We start from the raw sequence: 20,839 nt of genomic DNA, 5'->3' as shown, positions 1-20,839 counted from the left end.
GGGCGCGCTCACCCCGTCCCGCCCGGTCAGTCCTGCGCGGCCGCCTTGAGCGCCGACACCGTTCCGGGCACGTCGTCCACCACGACGGCGTCCATCCCCGCCTCGGCGAACAGGGCCGCGTCCACCGGGTCCGGGCACCACGAGACCACCTCCAGCCCGGCGCGGTGCGCCAGGTCGACGGTGTGGGCCACCGAACGACGGCCGGGCCGCGGCGCGTCCCCGGTCCGGCCGAGCGAGCGCGCGTCGATCGCCACGATCGGGCAGCCCATCCCCGCGGCTCCCGCCACCGCCTGGTCCAGCGGGTTGCGCACATAGGGCATCCACGCCGTCGGCACCTCCGGAGCGCCCTCACGCACGGCGAGCAGGACGCCGGGGTCGAAGGAGCACACGAACACGCGGCGCCGTCGGGCCTCCCGACGCAGGTGGGGGAGCAGGAGCGCCACCGTGCGGCGCGACGGCGCGTCGACCGCGTCCTCCATCACCGACTTGACGTCCACGTCCACACCCACCCCGGACGGGATCGCCGCCAGCCCCTCCTCGAGACCGGCCAGCCCCGCCCGCGCGCACTCCTCGGCGGTCAGGTCCACGATCGCCCGCCCGTCGGCCAGGGACGCGTCGTGGTACAGGACGAGGGCGTCGTCGGCCGTGCGCCGCACGTCGATCTCCACCCAGTCGGCCCCGGCCCCGGCCGCCGCCGCGTAGGAGGCCGGAGAGTTCTCGGCGGCCCCGTCGACCACGCCGCGCCCGGCGCCCCGGTGGCCGATCACCTCGGTCGGCGTGAACAGCCCGCTCATCGCGCCGCCTCCTCGCCGGCGCTCCCGGCCCGGGCGCCGGTCCGACGCAGCAGGGTCTCGGCGATCTCGACGTCGCCCGGGTTGGTCACCTTGATGTTGCCCTCGTCACCCGGCACGATCCGGACCTCCTCCTCGGGCAGATACCGCAGCACCACCCCGCAGTCGTCGGTGGCGACCAACCCGGGATCGGCCATCGCCAGCTCGTAGGCGCGGCGGAGCACACCCAGCCGGAACCCCTGCGGGGTCTGCATCCGCCGCAGCTCGGCGCGCGGGGGGACGGACACGATCGCCTCCCCGCCGGTCCGGCCGGGGGCCACCCGCACGGTCGTGTCCGTGCTGGGCACGGCCACTCCGACCGCGCCCGCCTCACCCAGTGCCGACACGCACGCGGTGACCGTGGCCGGGCGCAGCAGCGGCCGCGCCGCGTCGTGCAGCAGGGCCAGGTCGGTGTCGGCGGCCGACGCCATCGCCGTCAGAGCGGCGTAGGAGGTCTCGGTCCGGGTGGCGCCGCCCGGCAGTACCCGGCTGACCTTGGTGAACCCGGCGCCGGCGACGATGTCCTCCACCCGGCCCACGTGCTCGGCGACCATCAGGACGACGATCTCGTCCACCTCGGGACAGGCCTCGAAGGCGGCGACCGAGTGCTCGATGATGGGCCGTCCCGCCAGCGGGAGCAGCTGTTTGGGCGTGGCCGCGCCCATGCGCGAGCCCACCCCTCCGGCCAGGACCGCGGCGATCACGCGCGGAGCTGCGGACATCTCTTCGCCTTTCTCGGGACGCGTGCGCGCGCTAGGGGAGCGCGTACGGGGAATCCAGTCGCCGACCTTAGGGCATGCTCAGCGGATACACACCCTGCTGCGCGACGCCCCAGCACAACTCTCGCGGCGTTCTCATCAGTCGAAAGGACCCCCACCCTTACTCCCTCTTCGGCCTTGCGAGAGCCGCACTGGATACGCCGCTCGCGACGGGTAGCATCCACCGAGCATGCCCTACCGGACACCTGCGATGCGCACCCGGCCGGTGGTCCGACCCGTCGTTCCCGGCGGTACCCTATGGACGCCTGTATGGCGTGCCCGGCCCGGACCTCCTCATCTCTGACACGGTCGCGAGGCCGGGCGCGGTCCGCGACATCCCCCACTCGCTCGGACACGCCCCCACCGTGCCGTGGGCCGGTGAGGGCGGGACCGCGAATGTCGGCCCGGTGCGCGCAGGTGAGTACCTACACGCCCGTCCGGAGACCTTCGGCACCCGGACGTGAATCAACCCTTGGAGGTGGCGGTGGCGTCAAGGACGCTGGCCGTCTGGGAGCACCGGAAGGTCGTCGGCCTCCTGGTCCGGCGCGACCTGAAGGTCAAGTACCAGCAGTCCGTACTCGGGTACGCCTGGACGATGCTGGAACCCATGGCCATGACCTTGGTCTACTTCTTCGTCTTCGGCGTCATCCTCGAGGCGAACCGGGGAATGCCGGACGACGCCGGGGCCTACGGCGGTTTCCTGCTGTTCCTGGTCGCGGGCATCCTGCCGTGGACGACGTTCGGTCAGATCCTCGGCGAGGCCCCCCGGGCGATGATCACGCACTCCAAGCTGATCACCACGATGAAGGTGCCGCGGGAGATCTTCCCCCTGGCGACGGTGGGAACCAAGTTCGTCGAGTACCTGCTGACCTGGCCCGTCCTGCTGGTCTTCGTGTTCGCGCTCGGCGGGCGCCCCTCGGTCGAGGGCCTGCTCCTGTGGCTGCCGCTGGCGGTCGTGCTGACGTTCATGTTCGGCCTCGGCGTCACCCTGTTCCTGTCCTCGGTCAACGTCCTGCTGCGCGACGTGGAGCGCCTGACGCGCATCCTCACGCGTCTGCTCTTCTACGGGTCGGCGATCCTCTTCCCCGCCGCCATGGTGCTGGACTCGGAGGACGTTCCGGGTTGGGCGGCGACGGTCTTCCAGCTCAACCCCCTGATGGGGATCTTCCAGATGCACCGGACGGTGTGGTTCGCTGGGTTCGAGGAACTCACGCCGACCGCCCTGGCGTTGACCTCTTCGGTGGTGGGTTCCGTCCTGATGCTGATCATCGGATACTGGACGTTCCGCCGCCTGGAGATGTCCGTCCTGAAGGAGTTGTGATGGCGCAGACCACCTACGGCGCCGAGGGCACCGGCGGACCGGTCATCGAGGCCAAGGGGCTCGGCGTGAGCTTCGCCGTGAACCGGCGCCGCAAGCGCAGCCTGCGTGAGATGTTCATCCACGGGTCCAAGCGCGACCCCAACGCCGAGGGCGACGAGTTCTGGCCCCTGCGCGACGTCTCCTTCGAGGTCGCCCGCGGTGACTGCGTGGGCATCGTCGGCAAGAACGGCACCGGCAAGTCGACCCTGCTCAAGCTCATCGCCGGGGTGCTCATGCCCGACGAGGGCGAGGTCCACGTGCGCGGCAAGGTCGCGCCGCTGCTGGAGCTGCGCGCCGGGTTCAACGACAACCTGACCGGTCGCGAGAACGTGTATCTGGTCGGTTCGCTGCACGGCATGTCGGAGAAGGAGATCGACGAGCGCTTCGAGGAGATCGTCGACTTCGCCGAGATCAAGCCGAAGTTCATCGACTCCCCGGTGCGCCACTACTCCAGCGGGATGAAGGTCCGGCTCGGTTTCGCCCTGATCTCCCAGCTGGAGCACCCGATCATGCTCGTCGACGAGGTGCTCGCGGTCGGCGACAAGGCGTTCAAACGCAAGTGCTACGAGGCGATCGACCGGATGCTGGCCAACCAGCGCACCATGGTCCTGGTCTCCCACAGTGAGAAGGACCTGCGCAGGTTCTGCAACCGGGGCCTGTACATCAAGGGCGGCGGGCTCGCCCTGGACACCGACATCGAGGCGGCCCTGGACGCCTACAACGAGGACACCAAGGTCGAGATCGCCGAGCGCAAGAAGCGCGAGGCGGAGAAGAAGCGCGCGGCCGAGGCCGGGCGCGAGGACGGCGAAGGCCCCACGGGCGGCCAGGCGGCCTGACCGCCCGACGTCCCCCGACGGCCGTCTTCGCGGCGATGAGCGCACCTCCGACCTGTTTCGGTGGTGCGCTCGTGTCTGTCCGGGCATGCCCGAAACGAGGCCGCTCGGGCCTCGCCACGTCTTACAGGCGCTATGTGCGTGTCAGTGGTTGATTGGTTACTCTCCGTGAGAAACGGTGGCTCCCAGTACTGCTGGAGGAGGCACGACCATGGCCAAGGGCACGGTGGCGCGGTCGACCGCGCGGATGTTGGAACGCAGGAGCGTCACCCGGTCCGGGGTGACACGGATCAGCGTCCTGGCGGCGCTCGCGGCGGCGGTCTGGTTCTCCCAGGCCGACACCCTGGGATGCCTCGTCGGATCCGCCTTCCTCGGCGCCGTGCTGTTCTGCGACGCCGTCCGTGCGCGCATCCGCGCCGACCGCCGCGACGCGCTCACCATGTGGGTGGCCGCGATGCTCGGCCAGCTGCGCGAGTACGTCGTCTACGTCGGCCTCACCCTCGGCGCGGTCGCCGAGGGCGTCCAGGGCGCCTGGGGGTGGGCCGCCGGAGCGCTCATCGCCCTGGCGCTGCGGGACGCGTTCCTGGTGGCCCGTTCGGCGCCCGCCGCGCCCGGACACGGGCTGGAGGCCGCCCTCGAAGGCGAGGGTTCCACACCGGGTTCGAACGGCGGAACCGACGGCCGCGGCGGGCTCACGGCCGGCCTCGTGCCGCCTCCGCGCCGGGAGCCCCGGGAGAACGACCCGCGCCTCACCGGGCGCCTGCTCGGCGACGCGTCCGCCCGGGCGACCGCCACGGAGGACCCGGACCACCGCACGCGGTCCGACGGCCCCGAACACCACGACACCCGGCCCCCGCGCACCGCGGGGGCGCCCCTGCCGATCGCGATCCGCCGGGTCATGGTCTTCACCCAGCCCACGCGCTTCCTGGTCATCGCGGTCGCGGCCACGGCCTGGGACGCGCGGGTCGCCTTCCTCACCCTCATCGTCGGCTGCGCCCTGGCCGTGACCGGGGAACTCGTCGACCCCACCGCCCGGGAGGCGGGCAAGTGACCGAACGACTCGCGGACGCCACCGACGGAGCGCCGCGCGAGCGTCTGCGCGCCGCCGTCCCCGACCTGAGGGCGCTACGTGACGACAGTCACGTCTGCGCGCTGCTCGGTCGGGTCGCCCCGGGGGCCGTCGCGCCCCTGCTCCCGGCGCTCACCGGACTGCTCGTCGTCGCGACACTGCTCGTGGCGGTTCGGGGACAGCTGGCAGGCATTACCCTGTTCGCACCGGTCGCTGCCCTGCTACTGTCCGGTCTGGCCTCGGGGCACCCGCACGACGGGCGCTTCGACTGGCTCGTGCCGCCCGTCCTCCGCGTCACCGAGTACGGGTACCTGACGGTTCTGGGGCTGGCGTCCGGTGTACCCGGTCCCCTGGTGTTCGTACTCTTGATGGTGGTCGTCTGCCACCACCGTGACGACGTCGCACGTCCCTCCGTCGGCGTCGCACGGCCCGCATGGGTGCGCGGGGCGGCGCTCGGATGGGACGGGCGGATGCTCGTCATCGCGGTCGGCGGCGCGTTCCACGTGCTCGGACCCGCCTACGGGGCACTCGCCGGATACCTGGTGGTGCTGCTCGTCCGCGAAGCCGTGCGCTCCTGGTGCGCGACACCCGTGACCGAGGTCTGCACGACCGCCGACGCGTTCCCCCGCGGAGGCGACACGGACCGGGGAGGTCCTCGGACGACCCCACCCGGCCACGAGGACGGGGGCCGACCGGCCGCCGGAACGAACGGGGAGGCGTGAGGCGTCTCCCCGAACTAAGGAGGAACACGCCCTCATGCTCGGAATGGTTCTCGCCGCAGGCGCGGGACGGCGTCTGCGCCCCTACACCGACACCCTGCCCAAGGCCCTGGTGCCCGTCGACGGCGAGACGACCATCATGGACATCTCGCTGCGCAACCTCGCCGCCGCCGGGCTCACCGACGTCGTCGTGGTGGTCGGTTACCGTGCGGAGGCCGTGGAGGAGCGGAAGGAGGCGCTGGAGGAGCGCCACGGCGTCAAGATCACCCTCAGCTACAACGACAAGGCCGAGGAGTGGAACAACGCCTACTCCCTGTGGACCGCACGCGAGTTCTTCTCCGAGGGCGTCCTCCTCGTCAACGGTGACACGGTGCACCCCGTGAGTGTCGAGGAAACGCTACTCGCCGCGCGGGGTCCGGAACTCCTCCTCGCGGTGGACAACGTGAAAAATCTGGCCGACGAGGAGATGAAGGTGACCCTCGACGAGGGCGGCCACATCAAGACCATCACCAAGCTGATGGACCCGGCCACCGCCGCGGGCGAGTACATCGGCGCCACCCTCATCGAGGGTTCGCTCGACGCCCGCCTGGCCGACGCGCTCAAGGCCACCTGGGAGCGCGACCCGCAGCTGTACTACGAGGACGGCTACCAGGAGCTCGTCAACCGCGGCGAGAAGATCTCCGTGGCCCCGATCGGCGACGTCCAGTGGGTCGAGGTCGACAACCACGACGACCTGGCCAAGGCGAGGGAGATCGCGTGCCGCTACTAGCGCGAATGCTCCCCTCCCCCCTGGCGATCGACGTGCGCCGGGGGGCCATCGCCTCCCTCGGGTCCGTGCTCGCCGACCGTCGGATCGCCACCGAGGGCCGCATCGCGGTCGCGGTCGGTCCGGGGCAGGGCGCGCACATCGCCGCTGACCTCGACCTGCCCCAGTGCGAGGTGTTCCAGGTCGACGAGGGCACCGTGGACGCCGCCACCGATCTCGGCAAGAAGCTGCGGTCGGGCGCCTACGAGGCGGTCGCGGGCATCGGCGGCGGCAAGACCATCGACGTGACCAAGTTCGCCGCGACCATGGCGGGCATCCCCATGGTCGCCGTGGCCACCAACCTGGCGCACGACGGGATCGCCTCCCCGGTCAGTTCCCTCGAACACGAGGGCGGCAAGCCGTCCATCGGCGTGACCATGCCCATCGCCGTGGTCATCGACGTCGACTACGTCCAGGCCGCCCCCGCGCACCTGGTCCGCTCCGGTATCGGCGACGTGGTCAGCAACATCTCGGCCATCGAGGACTGGGAGCTGGCGGGCCGGGTCGCCGACGAGCCGGTCGACGGCATGGCGGTCACCTTCGCCCGGGTCGCGGCCGAGGCGGTCCTGCACCGCCCCGACTCGATCGAGTCCGACGCCTTCCTCGCCGTGCTCGCCGAGGGCCTGGTGCTGTCCGGGATGGCGATGTCGGTGGCCGGGTCCAGCCGCCCGGCCAGCGGTGCGTGCCACGAGATCCTGCACGCCGTCACCCAGCTCTACCCGGGGACCAGCAACCACGGCGAGCTCGCCGGGCTGGGCGCGCTGTACGCGTCCTTCCTGCGGGTGCGCCATCTGGGCTGGTCGCAGCGGCGGCTGGAGGAGATCCGCTCCTGCCTGCTCCGCCACCAGCTGCCGATCCTCCCCACCGACGTGGGGCTCGACGAGGAGGCCTTCGTGCGCGCCGTCGTCCACGCCCCGGGCACGCGTCCCGGCCGCTTCACCATCCTTGAACACCTGAACCTCTCCGAGGACGAGATCAAGCGGAGTGTCGCGGACTATGTCGAAGCCGTCGGTCGCTGAGGTCCGCGCGGGCGGTCAGCCCGCGGGGATCAAGGAGCGTGTCAACGAGGAGCACTGGGCCGGCCGCTACTACATGCGGGACGTCTCGCCCTACCTGAGCACGCTGTTCGTCCGGCTCCGCGTCCCGCCGAACCCGATCACCTACCTGATGATGGTGTTCGGTGTCCTGGCCGGGGTGGTCGTGGCCTTCGGCGGGCTGTGGTCGGCGATCCTCGCGGCCCTGCTGGTGCAGGTCTACCTCCTGTTGGACTGCTCCGACGGCGAGGTCGCCCGGTACACGGGGCGGACCAGCGTGGCGGGGATCTACCTGGACCGGATCGGCCACTACGTGTCGGAGATCGCCCTGCTCATCGGCCTGGGCGTGCGTGCCCAGGGTGAGTTCGAGCCGGGCGGCTGGGTCATCCTCGGGATGGCCGCGGCGATCGGTGTCGCGCTGATCAAGGCCGAGACGGACAATGTCGTGGTGGCCCGGGCCAAGGCGGGGCTGCCGGAGGAGGTCACGGCCGAGGCGATGCGTCCGCGCTCGTCCGGGCTGAGCCTGGCCCGGCGGCTGGCCTCCGCGCTGAAGGTCCACCGCGTGATCCAGGCGGTCGAACTGTCGCTGCTGGTCGTGGTGGCGGCGGTCGCGGACGCCTTCCTCGGCGACCTGGCCGCGACCCGGGTGCTCGTGGTCGCGTGCGCGGTCGTGGGCGTGGTGATGAGTTTCGCCCACTTCGTGAGCGTGGTCGCCTCGCGACGCCTGGAATAACGCGTCAGTGACGTTACTGTCACATACGGGGCCGTGTGTGTTGCCCGCGTCACGGCCCCGTACACCTTTCTCTTATTCTCTCGTTAGTCTGTTCGTGCGAATGTTGGCGTGAGTCAACCTGCTCGAAGTCCATCGTCCACTGAACGGTCGCAAGCATGGCCACATCCGTGATCCCGTCCTCACCGGTCTCCGGCGCGTCCGCGGAGGAGGGCTCCCGAGCGCCGCGAGCCGAACGGAGCCGTCCCGAGGTGTCCGGTCCCATCCAGCCCACGCTGTCCTGTGTCCTGCTCACCATGGGCAACCGCCCCGCTGAGCTGCGCAGGGCGATCACCAGTGTGTTCGAGCAGGAGGGCGCGGACGTCGAGGTGGTCGTGGTCGGCAACGGCGCGGACCTGCCCGAGCTGCCCGAGGGCGTCACGACGGTGCGGCTGCCGGAGAACGTGGGCATCCCCGAGGGCCGCAACCACGGGGTGCGCGCGACCAAGGGCGACGTCGTGCTGTTCCTGGACGACGACGGATGGTACCGCTCGACCGACCTGGCCCGGCACGTGCGGGAGCGGTTCGCCGCGGCCCCGGAGCTGGGCGCGCTGTCCTTCCGGATCGCCGACCCGGACGGGGGCCCCGACCAGCGACGCCACGTGCCCCGGCTCCGGGTGGGTGACTCCCGCAAGTCGAGTGTGGTGACCACCTTCCTGGGGGGCGCGTGCGCGATCCGGCGCACCGCGTTCGAGGAGGGCGGCGGTCTGCCGGGCGAGTTCTTCTACGCCCACGAGGAGACCGACCTGGCCTGGCGGATCATGGACGCGGGCTACACGATCGAGTACGACGCCGAAGCGGTCATGTACCACCCGGCGGTGGCGCCGACCCGGCACGAGAACTTCTACCGGCTCAACGCCCGCAACCGGGTGTGGCTGGCCCGCCGCAACCTTCCGTGGCCGCTGGCCTTCGCCTACCTGGGGACCTGGGTCGGGCTGACGGTGCTGCGCGAGCGCGACCGGGCGGCGCTGCGGTCGTGGTTCGGCGGCTTCCGCGAGGGGTGGCGCGAGGACGCGGGGCCGCGCACGCCGATCCGGTGGTCGACCGCCTGGCGGATGACGCGCGCGGGGCGCCCGCCGGTCATCTGAGGCCGGACCGGGAGCCCGACGGCGCCCCGTCCGCGGACCGTGCCATCGTGGGGCCACGACACCGGGCGCGGTGCCGACATGACGGCGGAGGGGGCGGTTTCGATGGTGGCGCTCACGGCGATCTGCTTCGTCGCGGTGGTCATCACCGCGTTGTCGGCGCTCATGACCTTCTTCGTGGTGCGCGACCTCCGGGCTCCCCTGCCGAGGGAGCCGGTCGAGCCTCGCCGTCCGTACCCGTTCCGTCACGGTCCGCCTCCGGAGGGATGACGGCGCGGCGGCTCCGGGTGTTCGGGTCCGGGACCGAGGCGTCCTGACGGGGTCCGGTTCCGAGGTCGGCCGACGAGGGGGCCGGGCGTCCTTCCCGGCGTCCGGCCCCCGTCGCTCTCGCGATCAGACCTCGGTGACGACGTCCTCGTAGTCCAGGCGCGGAAGGCGGTCGAACCACGCGTCCGGGCCGGGCTTGCCGACGTTCATCACCACGACCGGGCGCAGCGGCGAGTCCTCGCCGAAGAACTCCCTGCGCACGCCCTCGGCGTCGAACCCGACCATCGGCCCAGCGGCCAGACCGGCGGCGCGCACGCCGATGATCAGGTACGCGGCCTGGAGGAAGGCGTTCTGCTCCGCGATCCTCGCCCGGCTCTCGTCGTCGCCGGTGAACATGTCCCGGGCGCCCGGCAGCACCGGGAAGACGTTGGGCAGCCGGTCGTGGAAGTCGGTGTCCGCGGACAGGATGAGGGACAGCGGTGCGGTGGAGGTCTTGGGGGCGTTGTTGCCCGCCATGTGCTTGACCAGGCGCTCGCGGGCTTCGGGGGAGCGCACGGCGGTGACCCGCAGGGGCTGGTTGTTCATCGCGGTCGGGCCGAACTTGACGAGGTCGTGGATGGCGCGGACCTGCTCGTCGGTCACGGGCTCGTCGGTGAAGGTGTTGGCGGTGCGGGCGGACCGGAACAGCAGGTCCTGGGTCGCCTTGTCGAGAACCAGCGCCTCGTTCATGTCATAACCTCTGTCGTGCTCTGCGGGCGTCGCCGGTGTGGCCACCGGAACGGTCTTTCGGGAGCACCAACATTGTTATCCAGGAAGATATTTCCTGTGCGACTAAATGTGGTCGCGGTCACTCGCTCGGCGCGAGACGGCGTCGGACCCGCTGCCTCGGGACCTCCGGCACGTCAGGGGTGGAGGCGTCCGCCCACTCCTCCAGTCGCTTGACGAACATCCGCGCCTGGACCGGCCAGTGGTAGGAGGTCCGCGCGATCTCGTGTCCCGTGCGCGCCATCCGCCGCCGCAGGTCCGCGTCCCGGCGCAGCCGCAGCACGGCCTCCGTCGCCGCGTCCACGTCGCCGAACGGTACCACCAGGCCCGCGTCGCCCTCGGGGCGCCCCGTGACCAGGTCCTTCGCCATCGGGTTGGCGGTCGTCACCACCGGTAGGCCGTGCGCCATGTACTCCACGACCTTCGTCGGCATCGAGTGCCGGTAGTTCGGTGTGTCGTGCAGCAGGCTCACCCCGGCCGTCGCCCCCGCGCAGATCCGTAGCGCCCGGTCGTTGGGCACGAACCCGTACCACTGGAGGTCGCCGTCCTGCTGGGCCTGGCGCAGCAGCGGCCGCACACCCGCGTCCGCGCCGCCGATCACCTCCAGCCGGACGCCTCGGGGGCGCAGCCTTCGTCCCAGTTCGACCAGCTCGTGCGCTCCGCGCGCCACCGAGACGTGCCCCAGGTACACCACCCGGTCGTCGCCCGGTTCCCGCGCGGGCTCCACCGGTACCTCGGTCGTGTTGGGCACGACAGGGTGGTCGTACCGGAACCGCGACCGGTACCCCTCCTCGGCCAGGAGCAGCCGCATCCGGCGCTCGGCCCGCCGTTCGAGGGCGCGGACCACCGCGCCGAGCGGTCGGCGCACCGGCCCAGGCACCCACGGCTTGGTCAGGATGGCCGCCGCGGTGTCCTCATGCACGTCCCACACCGTCGCGGGGCGCCGCGAGGGCAGCGCCAGCATGAGTTCGGGATCGTGGAAGAGCAGGAGGTCAGCGCGGGGCGCGTGCTCGGCGAGTACCGTGCGCGCCGCGCGCAGGGCCGTCAGCCGCTCACGGCCGACCGCCCGGGGCACGTCGACCGAGTCGACCTCGCCCCACGGTGTGACGCCGCACTCCCGGAATGGGGCGACGTAGGTCACATGGTGTCCCGCGTCGAGGAGGGCGCGGATCTGCCGGTGCAGGATCCGGGCGTCCTCGGGATGGTGGACCACCGTGGCCACGAGTGCGTGCATCGAACATCACCTACGAGTGTCACCGGTCGGGTCCGTCTACAGCGATGATCCGCCTCATATGCGCGGTACCAGCTGTCCGACACGGTAATCACCAGCGGAAACGGTGCGAATAAACCACGGTGGACACAAGGGGGTAAACGGGTGAACCTTGCATGGTCCGAAGATGAACGACAAGGGGCACGCCGATGAACCGCGGTGGGTTCGTGGTCGACGTGCCCCTCGGGCGGACCCCGGTGCGCTCAGAGCACCCGCAGCCCCTCGCGCTCGACGGACCGGCGGGCCTGCGCGGGCACCTCGGTGTCGGCCTCGGGTTCCGAGCGCCGGAGCACGCCCCGGGTGTCCAGCAGCAGCCGCGCGTACTCCGACAACCGCTTGGGCCGGTACTCGCCGTGGTCGGTCAACAGGATGGTCAGGTCGGCCTCGGCCAGTGCCTGGTCCAGGTCGGTGGCCCGGGGGATGTCCGCTCCATCGACCTCCCACGCCTCCACGTGCGGGTCGTGGTAGGTCAGCGTGGCGCCCTTGGCCGCGAGCTTGCGGGCCACCGGACGCGCCGGGGACTCTCGCTGGTCGGCGATGTCGGCCTTGTAGGTGACGCCCAGCAGCAGCACCTTCGACCGGGACAGCGCCAGCCCCGACTCGTTGAGCAGCTCCTGCGCCCGCTGGGTGACGTAGGAGGGCATCCGGCCGTTGATCTCCTGGGCCAGCTCCACGAATCGGAACGGGTAGCCCAGCGTCTTGACCTTGTACGACAGGTAGTTCGGGTCGATCGGGATGCAGTGGCCGCCCACACCCGGCCCCGGGTAGAAGGCCTGGAAGCCGAACGGCTTGGTCGAGGCCGCGGCGATGGCGTCCCACAGGTCCACGCCCAGCTCCTGGCAGAAGATGGCCATCTCGTTGACCAAGGCGATGTTGACGTGCCGGTAGGTGTTCTCCAGCAGCTTGGCCATCTCCGCCTCGCGCGTGCCGCGCGCCCGGACGACGGTCTCCACGAAGCGCCCGTAGAACTCCGCCGCGGCCGCCCCGCACTCCTCGGTGAGGCCGCCGACCACCTTGGGGGTGTTGGCCACGCCGAAGGTCGGGTTGCCCGGGTCGATCCGCTCGGGCGAGAAGGCCAGGTGGAAGTCGGCTCCGGCGACCAGGCCGGACTCCTCCAGCAACGGCCGGACGACCTCCTCGGTGGTGCCCGGGTAGGTGGTCGACTCGAGGATGACCAGGGTCCCCGGCGTCAGGTGCGTGGCGATGGACGTGGCCGCGGAGGTGACCGCGCCCAGGTCGGGGCCGCCCTCGGGGGAGAGCGGGGTCGGCACGCAGATGACGATCACCCGTGTCCGGGCCAGGCACGAGGCGTCCGTGGTCGCGGTGAACCCGCCGTCGCGCATCGCCGCGACGTCCTCGTCGGCGAGGTCGTCCACGTGCGACACGCCGCCGTTGAGTCCGGCGACGACGCCCTCGTTCACGTCGAGGCCGACCACCCGCAACCCGGCGGACACGGCTTCGGCCGCCAGGGGCAGGCCGACGTAGCCGAGGCCCAGGATGACGAGGTCGCTGGTTCCGCCGGAGGACTGCTCGGGAATGGAGACTGGGTTGGAGGCTGCGGCATCCACTTCGCGGTCACACTCGCATTCGTTGGGTGAACGGGCGCACTGTTTCGGGGACAGCCTGGGGAGGGAAGGTGGGGCATCCGAGTGTAGGCAGATGTCGTTCCCGGTTACGGGATCTGGCCTGGTTCGGACAATTTCCGGATAAGAGCCCGGTACGCCCGGTTGTAGCGGTATGCGGCTTCCGCCCAGGTCCGATCGGTGCCGACGCGGTTCCGGCCAGCGAGACCGTACGAAACGCGCTTTTCCTGACTGTAAGCGAGTTTTGTCAGCACATCGGCGAGCCCCGCCGATTCGCCAGCCGGAATTAACTCACCAGTCACTCCCGGTTCCACAATCTCTTGCAACGCAGGCAACTCACTCGCCACAACGGGAAGTCCTCCGGCCATAGCCTCCACGGGTTTGAGCGGTGTCACCAGACGACACACCCGGTCGTCCCGACGCGGCACCACGAACACGTCCAGCGCCGCGTGGTACCGGCGTACGTCCCCCGCGGGCACGCGCCCGGGGAAGTGCGCCGCCCCCTCCAGCCCCGCCGCCTCGGCGCGGGCGCGCAGCGCGGGCAGCTCCGGCCCGTCACCGACCACCAGGGCGTGCGCCCCCTCCCCGCGCTCCCGCATCAGCGCCACCGCGTCCAACAGGACGTCCAGGCCCTCGTAACCGAAACAGCTGGTCGTCGTGCCGACCACGTACTCGTTCGCGCCGATCCCCAGCGCCTCGCGCACCTCCTCGCGCGGTGGAAGCGGATCGAGGAAGGACGCGTCCACCGCGTTGGGTACCACCAGCAGTCGCTCGCGCGGCACCCCCCGGGCCTCGATATCCGCGCGCATCGTCTCGCCCAGCGTCACCACCAGGTCGGCGGCCAGCATGCACTCCGTCTCGCTCGCCCGTTCGGCCTGGTAGAAGGCGTCCGACACGCTCCGCGACGGATCTCGCGAGAGCCAGGACTCCTCCAGGAAGCCGCGTACCTCGTACACCACCGGCAGTCCGTACCTGCGGCCCAACTCCAGCGCCAACCGCGCGTTGTGGTGGTTGCTCGCCGCGTGCAGCACGTTCGGCCGCAACGCCTCCACCAGCGGCTCCGCCAACCGCAGTCCGGCCTCCAGCTCCGCCCGCGGGTCGGCGGGCGCCGTCCACGGCAGCAGCCGGTGGTAGGGGATCCCGTCCACCCGCACCAGCGTGCGCGGGTCGGCGACCCCCTTGGTGAGCGGGTATCCGGCCCGGGTGACCACGTGCACGTCCATCCCCGCCTCCCGCTGCGCGGTGGCGATGCGGTGGGTGCGCTGCGTGTACCCCGCGTTGGTATGGGGTAGCGCGTTGGTGACCAGATGCAGCACCCGCAGCCCCGCCCCGGGCGTGGACGGGTCCTCGGCCACACGCCACCGTTCACCGGCGGGGCGTGCCGGTCGCCGAGCGTTCACCGTGTCGTCGGGCCGCGTTCGGTGACCACGGGTTAACGTGATCCCGTGATGGTCGGGCGATGTGGACGGGGACGCGGGAACAGCGCGTCCTGTCGCCAGGGCCGTCCGATACTCCGCCGCGTCTCGGCGCGGACCCTCCGGGAGCTGTCCGACCAGCTCACGTGCGGTGTCCGCGTCACCTGCGGCCAGGCTGGCGGACACCAGCCGGCCGACGCGGCGGGGGGAGGCGCCCTCCGCGGCGGTGAGCACCGCCGCGCGCGCCTCCCCGCGCAGGCCCCGGTCCCAGAGCGCGTAGGCCCGTGCCAGGCCGCCCAACCGGGTGGCCGCGGCCCGGATCGCGCGCCGCAGCGGACCGGGCGCCAACCGCAGCGCCAGCAGCGGCAACCGCGCGGGATCGGACCGCAGGTGTCGCCAGGCCAACGTGACGGTGAACGTCACCGCTCGCACCCAGCGGGCGCGCGGACGCGGGACGTGGGATTCGGAAGTCTGGGTGTCATGCACGGTCAGTCACACAACCACGCGGACGTGACCAGGTGGTGACACCACGGCGACACGGACGGGACGGCTCGGGCAAGGAACCGGTCGGACCGTCCCGGACCCGCACCGGTCACAGCGACCTCCACCAGGTCGGATCCGCCCCACCAACCCCCTCGGTGGGCACACCACCCCAACAGAAGGAAACGTGAGAGACGTGGCATCGAGCGCTCCCCTCGGGAGTCAGGACACCGGGATCGTGCACGTGGTCGGGGCACGGCCCAACTTCGTCAAGGCCGCGCCCGTCGTCTCGGCTCTGCGCGGTCGCGGCGCGCACCAGGCGGTCGTCCACACCGGGCAGCACTACGACGACCGCATGTCCGCCGTCTTCTTCCGCGACCTGGGCCTGCCCACCCCCGACGTCGACCTCGGCGTGGGCTCGGGCTCGCACGCCGCCCAGACCGCCGCGCTCATGGTCGGCCTGGAGAAGGAGTTCACCGAACGCCGGCCCGGCATGGTCGTCGTCTACGGCGACGTCAACTCCACGGTGGCCGCCGCCCTGGTCGCCGCCAAGCTGCGCATCCCCGTCGCGCACGTGGAGGCCGGGCTGCGGTCCTTCGACGACACGATGCCGGAGGAGATCAACCGCCGCGTCACCGACCAGCTCAGCGACCTGTGCTTCGCCACGAGCCCGGAGGCGGTCGGCCACCTGGCGGCGGAGGGCGTCCCGCCCAGCCGCGTCCACCTGGTCGGCAACCCCATGATCGACACCCTCCTGGCCAACCTCGACCGCTTCGACGCCGACGCGCTGCGCGCCCGCCTCGACCTGCCCGAGCGCTACGTGGCGGCCACGTTGCACCGGCCCGCCAACGTCGACGACCCCGACACGGTGGCGCGCCTGGTCGCCCGCCTGCACGAGATCGCCGACACCACCGACGTGGTCATGCCCGTGCACCCGCGCGGCAAGGCCGCCTTCGACCGGGCCGGGCTCGGCGACCACCCGCGTGTCCGCCTCCTCGAACCGCTCGGCTACCTCGACTTCGTGGCGCTCACCCGCGGCGCCGCGGCCGTGGTCACCGACTCCGGCGGCGTGCAGGAGGAGACGACCATCCTCGGCGTTCCCTGCCTCACCCTGCGCCCCAACACCGAACGGCCGGTCACCATCACCCACGGGACCAACCAGCTCGTCACCGAGGACGACCTCCTCCAGGCCCTCGGCAAGGCCCTGGACGGGCGCGGCCCCGACCGGCTCGGCGACGACGTCCCGCCGCTGTGGGACGGCCGCGCCGGAGAGCGGATCGCCGCCATCCTCACCCAGTGGACGAGGTGATCACCATGTCAGACTTCCACCGGCCGATCCCCACACCACCCAGACGTCACACGGGGTCCGCCACGCATCCGACCACGGGCGCCCACGCCCGGCCCGGCGCACGCCCCCGGCGCCGTCCGACCGTTCCAGCCCCCAGGCCCCCGATGGACGCGGCGGCGACGCCGATCCGATCAGAACACGAGGTGGCAGACCGTGAAACGGCGTGAACAGAGCCAGACCGAGCAGCTCAAGCAGGCGCTGGCCGAACGCGAGGCCCAGCTCCAGGAGGCGCGCGCACGTCTGGCCGCCGTGGAGGGCTCGACCTCCCTCCAGGTCGGCCGCGCCCTCACCGCGGCCGCCAAGAAGCCCGGCCGTTCCCTGGTCCGCCTCCCGCGCGATCTCTACCGCCTCTGGCGCCGCAGCGGCCAGACCAACCACAGCGAGCGCCGCCGCCCCGCCAGCGAGCCGGTCCGCTCCTTCGACGCCGAACGCCAGGAGGCCCGGCTGCTCACCGGAGTCGTGGGCGGTCGCGAGGACCGGCTCATCGCCGCCACCGTCGTCGGCCCGGCCATCCAGTCCGCCATCGACCCGTACGTGCGCACGGTCCCGCTGCGTCCGCACGACGCACAGATCGTCATGGACGGCGTCGACGTCGACCTCGTCCTGGTGTCCGCCTCGGCCGCCGCCCCCGGCTCGCCCTGGGCACACGTGGGCGACCCCGCCGCCACCGACCGCACCCGCGCCCTGCACTGGGTCCTGGAGTCGGCCGCGGCCCGCGGCATCCCCGCCGTCCTGCTCGACGACGCGCCGGCGCCCCCCGCCCTACGCGGACTCGGCTTCGACCGCGTCCACACGGGCGACGCCGGAGTCCCCCTCCACCTGTTCAACCCGGTCGCCGCCGAACTCGCGCCCGGCCCCGCGGCGGTCTACGTCCGGGCCGCGCGCGACGAACCCGTCCCGGACGTCCTCACCGACCTCGGAGTGCGCGTCGTCGACGTCGACGCCGCCGACCTGCCCGACGCCCTGCGCGCGGCCAACGTCGCGGTGGTTCCCGAGACCTCGCCGGACACCGACGGCCTCCGCCGACGGGCCTGGGCCTGCGGCGCCCGCGTGGTCACCCACTCCCCGCTGCCCCGCCCCACGGGCGAGGACCTGGCGGTGTCCGTGCCGCGCCTGCGCGCCGAGCGGCCCACGGGCCCGGAGCAGCGCGAACTCCTGCGCCGGGTGTTCCTCGACGAGGCCACCCCGGTCCGCCTGTCCGCGGTCCTGGAGGGGCTCGACTTCGCCTCCGGCACCGCCGGAACCGACCTGCCGCTGCGCGGCCGCGCCGTGGCCGTCCTCGCCGACCCGGCGGGGGAGGCCGACGCCGACCAGCTCGCCACCGACCTGCTCACCGCCCGGCTCCGTCCCGCCGAGGTCGTCGTCCCCGGCACGGCCGCCAAGTTGACGGGGGTCAAGCGGCTTCGGTCGGAGGGCGTGACCGTGCGCACCGTCCGCGTCAGCGCGCCCGACACCCCCGAGGAGCTCACCCGGGAGGTCGACCGGGTCCCGGGTGACACGCACGGCGGGCTCTCCCACCAGCGGTGGGCCGCCCTGGCCGAGCGCGCCACGTCCCCTTGGGCACACCCGTGGACCGGACCGCTCGGCGATCACCGGCTCGTCGACCTCGTGTGCGCCGCCGAGTGCTCCGGCGCCGACGCGGTCGGGACGGCGGACACCGGGCCGGACACCGACGACCCGCTCACGGGGGCGGGGGAGCGCGGGTTCTTCGACCGTCCGGACAGCGGCGGCCAGCAGTACGTGTTCGTCAGCGCCATCACCCCGGAGCTGGCCCGGACCGAACTCCTCCGCCGCGGCTGGCGCCCCAGGGAGTGGAACCGCCGCGGCAGCCGTCTCCTCGCCCTGGGCCCGGACCACGGCACCGGAGCCGGCCCCGGCGGCGACGGGTCCTCCCACTCCGCCGCCCAGACCGGCGCCGTCGGTTGACCCCCGACCGCGCCGACCGCCCCGCACGGGCAACCCGAAAGCATCCGAAGGGAAGAACGTGAGTACACCTCCTCCGCGCGCACTCCTGTACGGGGACGTGGACCTCAACATCATCGACGGTTCCGCGGTCTGGGCGCAGTCGATGGCGCAGGCCCTGGCCGCCGCCGGATGCGAGGTCACCCTCCTTCTGAAGGCGCCCGTGCGCACCGACCGGCTGACCGCGCCCCTGACGGACGTGCCCGGCGTCCGGCTGCTGCGGCCCTATGAGGACAAGCTTCTGCCCGACCTCGGGCCCAGGGGGCTCACCCCCGAACAGGCCGTCACCCTGATCACCGGCCAGGACGAGCGTAGGCGGTTCGACCTCGTGGTGGTGCGGGGCAGGCGCCTGGCGGGGCTGGCCGCGCAGGAGGAGTCCCTGTCCGGTCGGCTGTGGACCTACCTCACCGACTTCCCGCACGGCGTCGCGGAGTTCACCGCCACCGCCACCGCGGAGCTGACCGAGATCGCACTGGCCTCCCGGTTCCTGCTCTGCCAGACCGAGGAACTGCGGGCCTTCCTGGAGTCGTCGGTGCCCGCCGCCTGCGGGCGCTCGGTCCTGTTCCCACCCGTGGTCGTGGTCCCCGACGACGTCCGCTCGGACGGAGAGGTGCACGCCCGCGCCCGTCTCGCCTACACGGGCAAGTTCGCGCCCAGGTGGAACACCCTGGAAATGACCGAGCTTCCGGGCGAGCTGTCACGGCTCGGCGTGGAGGCCGAGGTGGTGATGATCGGCGACAAGATCCACTCCGACCCGGCCGACTGGGCCAAGCGCATGCGCAGGGGCCTGGAGGACACCGACGGCGTGGACTGGCGCGGCGGCATGTCGCGCGCTGACGCGCTCCGTCAGGCCGCCGAGTGCGACTTCGGGCTCTCCTGGCGCGACCCGTCCATGGACGCCAGCCTCGAACTGTCCACCAAGGTCCTCGAACTGGGCGCGCTCGGCCTGCCGGTGGTCCTCAACCGCACCCCGATGCACGAGGCCATGCTGGGCGGGGACTACCCCCTCTTCGCGGGCACGGGGGTGGACTCGGTCGCCGCCGTCGTGGCCCGGGCCCACGCCGACCGCTCCGTCTACGCGGACGCGGCCGAGCGCTGCCGTCGGGCCGCGGCCGACCACACCCTGGAGCGCGCCGCCGAGCGGCTGCGCCGCTGCCTGACCGAGGCGCTCCCGCCCGCGCCCGCCGGGACCGACCCGGAGCGCCCGCTCAAGGTGGTCGTGGCCGGGCACGACCTGAAGTTCTTCACCCGCCTGGCCGACTACCTCGACTCACTGCCCGGGCTCGAGGTGCGGATCGACCAGTGGGAGGGCCTGAGCACCCACGACCAGTACCGCTCCCGCGAGCTGGCCGGGTGGGCGGACGTGGTGATCTGCGAGTGGTGCGGTCCCAACGCGCTGTTCTACGCCAAGTGGAAACGCCCCGACCAGCGGCTGGTCGTACGCCTGCACCGGTTCGAGCTCTACGCCGAGTGGCCGCGCAGACTCGACATCGACAAGGTGGACGCCGTGGTGTGCGTCAGCCCGCACTACGCCGACCTGACCCGTGAGATCACCGGCTGGCCCGCCGACAAGGTGGTCGTGCTGCCCAACTGGGTGGACGACGAACAGCTGCGCCGTCCCAAGCTCGCGGGCGCGGAGTACTCCCTGGGCATGATCGGGATCGCGCCCTCGCGCAAGCGCCTGGACCGCGGGCTGGACGTACTCGCGGAACTGCGGCGGATGGACCCTCGGTACACGCTGTCGATCAAGACCAAGCAGCCGTGGGACTACTGGTGGATCTGGAACCGGCCCGAGGAACGCGCCTACTTCGAGGGCGTCTACCGGCGGATCCAGCGCGACGAGCGGCTCGCGCAGGCCGTGGTCTTCGATCCGTTCGGTCCGGACGTGGCCACCTGGCTGCGGCGGGTCGGGTTCATGCTCTCCACCAGCGACGACGAGTCGTTCCACCTGGCGCCCGCGGAGTGCGCCGCCTCGGGCGGGGTTCCCGCGCTGCTGCCGTGGCCGGGCGCGGACACCATCTACGACCCGCACTGGATCCACGACGACGCGGTGGAGATGGCCGAGGCCGTCCACGCGATCGTGTCCGAGGGCCGGTTCGCGCAGGAGGCCGAGCGGGCGAGGGCGGAGGTGACCGGAGCCTACGGGCTGGCGCGGGTGCGTTCGCTGTGGAGCGACCTGGTGGTGCGCGGGAAGGTGCCCCAGGCCGCGTCGACCCCGACGGTGGCGTAGCCGTGTTTTCTGTGGGCCAAGGCGGGGCGGTCACTCCAGGGGGTTTGACGTTCGGGAGCCGGCGGGGTTCTCAAAGATCAAGACTGCGCCGGAGGCGTCGGTTGAGGGTGCCCGGCCCACCGCGAAGCGGCCCCCGGGCGGTGGAGGGCGACGAAGAGGGAGGTTCCGCGGCCGAAGGCCGTCCGTTGAGGGTGGTGGAGGGCGACGAAGAGGGAGGTTCCGCGGCCGAAGGCCGTCCGTTGAGGGTGGTGGAGGGC

18 protein-coding genes are annotated in these 20,839 nt (G+C 72.1%); 12 read left to right on the top strand and 6 right to left on the bottom strand.

Annotation, left to right across the window (positions count from 1 at the left end; translation table 11 throughout):
* Window positions 1–26: 26 nt before the first annotated feature.
* Window positions 27–794: a glycerophosphodiester phosphodiesterase gene (locus KIK06_RS17490; RefSeq protein ID WP_268644126.1), complete on the bottom strand. Its 768-nt coding sequence runs from the start codon at window positions 792–794 to the stop codon at window positions 27–29.
* Complete coding sequence (locus KIK06_RS17485; RefSeq protein ID WP_268644124.1) at window positions 791–1,552, bottom strand: IspD/TarI family cytidylyltransferase; 762 nt, start codon at window positions 1,550–1,552, stop codon at window positions 791–793. The genes KIK06_RS17490 and KIK06_RS17485 overlap by 4 nt, the downstream gene beginning before the upstream one ends.
* A gap of 508 nt (window positions 1,553–2,060) precedes the next feature.
* Here KIK06_RS17485 and KIK06_RS17480 point away from each other — a divergent pair.
* From KIK06_RS17480 to KIK06_RS17440, 9 genes are all read left to right on the top strand, one after another.
* Window positions 2,061–2,909, top strand: coding sequence for an ABC transporter permease (locus KIK06_RS17480; protein ID WP_268646048.1), 849 nt, complete (start codon window positions 2,061–2,063; stop codon window positions 2,907–2,909).
* A complete protein-coding gene (locus KIK06_RS17475; protein ID WP_017596950.1) occupies window positions 2,909–3,784 on the top strand; it encodes an ABC transporter ATP-binding protein in 876 nt (291 codons plus the stop codon). Before KIK06_RS17480 ends, KIK06_RS17475 begins: the two co-directional genes overlap by 1 nt.
* Window positions 3,785–3,992: 208 nt before the next feature.
* Complete coding sequence (locus tag KIK06_RS17470) at window positions 3,993–4,832, top strand: hypothetical protein (RefSeq protein ID WP_268644121.1); 840 nt, start codon at window positions 3,993–3,995, stop codon at window positions 4,830–4,832.
* Window positions 4,829–5,572 carry a DUF5941 domain-containing protein gene (locus KIK06_RS17465; protein ID WP_017596948.1) on the top strand — a complete coding sequence of 248 codons (744 nt, stop codon included), beginning with the start codon at window positions 4,829–4,831 and terminating at the stop codon, window positions 5,570–5,572. The genes KIK06_RS17470 and KIK06_RS17465 overlap by 4 nt, the downstream gene beginning before the upstream one ends.
* 34 nt (window positions 5,573–5,606) lie before the next feature.
* A complete protein-coding gene (locus tag KIK06_RS17460) occupies window positions 5,607–6,338 on the top strand; it encodes a phosphocholine cytidylyltransferase family protein (RefSeq protein WP_017596947.1) in 732 nt (243 codons plus the stop codon).
* Between the two features lie 5 nt (window positions 6,339–6,343).
* Window positions 6,344–7,393, top strand: a complete 1,050-nt coding sequence (locus tag KIK06_RS17455; protein ID WP_268644119.1) for an iron-containing alcohol dehydrogenase family protein — start codon at window positions 6,344–6,346, stop codon at window positions 7,391–7,393.
* Entirely contained in the window at window positions 7,371–8,141 is a 771-nt protein-coding gene (locus KIK06_RS17450) for a CDP-alcohol phosphatidyltransferase family protein (protein WP_268644118.1), read from the top strand. The genes KIK06_RS17455 and KIK06_RS17450 overlap by 23 nt, the downstream gene beginning before the upstream one ends.
* A gap of 293 nt (window positions 8,142–8,434) precedes the next feature.
* A complete protein-coding gene (locus KIK06_RS17445) occupies window positions 8,435–9,265 on the top strand; it encodes a glycosyltransferase family 2 protein (RefSeq protein WP_327084687.1) in 831 nt (276 codons plus the stop codon).
* 102 nt (window positions 9,266–9,367) lie between these two features.
* Window positions 9,368–9,532, top strand: coding sequence for a hypothetical protein (locus tag KIK06_RS17440; protein WP_268644116.1), 165 nt, complete (start codon window positions 9,368–9,370; stop codon window positions 9,530–9,532).
* A 123-nt stretch (window positions 9,533–9,655) separates the two neighbouring features.
* Here KIK06_RS17440 and KIK06_RS17435 read toward each other — a convergent pair whose 3' ends face one another.
* The 4 genes from KIK06_RS17435 to KIK06_RS17420 all read right to left on the bottom strand — a co-directional run bounded on the left by KIK06_RS17435 (window position 9,656) and on the right by KIK06_RS17420 (window position 14,985).
* Window positions 9,656–10,258 (bottom strand): malonic semialdehyde reductase, encoded by a 603-nt coding sequence (locus KIK06_RS17435; RefSeq protein WP_017596941.1) that lies wholly within the window; start codon window positions 10,256–10,258, stop codon window positions 9,656–9,658.
* A gap of 118 nt (window positions 10,259–10,376) precedes the next feature.
* A complete protein-coding gene (locus KIK06_RS17430) occupies window positions 10,377–11,528 on the bottom strand; it encodes a glycosyltransferase (protein ID WP_268644114.1) in 1,152 nt (383 codons plus the stop codon).
* Window positions 11,529–11,767: 239 nt separating this feature from the next.
* On the bottom strand, window positions 11,768–13,132 hold the full coding sequence (locus tag KIK06_RS17425; protein ID WP_268644112.1) for a nucleotide sugar dehydrogenase: 1,365 nt from the start codon (window positions 13,130–13,132) through the stop codon (window positions 11,768–11,770).
* A 104-nt stretch (window positions 13,133–13,236) separates the two neighbouring features.
* Window positions 13,237–14,985, bottom strand: coding sequence for a glycosyltransferase family 4 protein (locus tag KIK06_RS17420; RefSeq protein WP_268644110.1), 1,749 nt, complete (start codon window positions 14,983–14,985; stop codon window positions 13,237–13,239).
* Window positions 14,986–15,238: 253 nt separating this feature from the next.
* On the opposite strand from KIK06_RS17420, the gene wecB reads away from it, so the two are divergent.
* From wecB to KIK06_RS17405, 3 genes are all read left to right on the top strand, one after another.
* A complete protein-coding gene (gene wecB, locus KIK06_RS17415; RefSeq protein WP_268644108.1) occupies window positions 15,239–16,351 on the top strand; it encodes a non-hydrolyzing UDP-N-acetylglucosamine 2-epimerase in 1,113 nt (370 codons plus the stop codon).
* 192 nt (window positions 16,352–16,543) lie between these two features.
* A complete protein-coding gene (locus KIK06_RS17410) occupies window positions 16,544–18,316 on the top strand; it encodes a hypothetical protein (protein WP_268644106.1) in 1,773 nt (590 codons plus the stop codon).
* A gap of 58 nt (window positions 18,317–18,374) precedes the next feature.
* Entirely contained in the window at window positions 18,375–20,582 is a 2,208-nt protein-coding gene (locus KIK06_RS17405; RefSeq protein ID WP_268644104.1) for a glycosyltransferase, read from the top strand.
* The last annotated feature ends 257 nt before the right edge of the window (window positions 20,583–20,839 follow it).

Source organism: Nocardiopsis sp. EMB25 (assembly GCF_026797795.1).
Lineage (GTDB): Bacteria > Actinomycetota > Actinomycetes > Streptosporangiales > Streptosporangiaceae > Nocardiopsis > Nocardiopsis lucentensis.
Note: the sequence above shows the minus strand (reverse complement) of the source record. Positions and strands in the feature narration are given on the sequence as shown.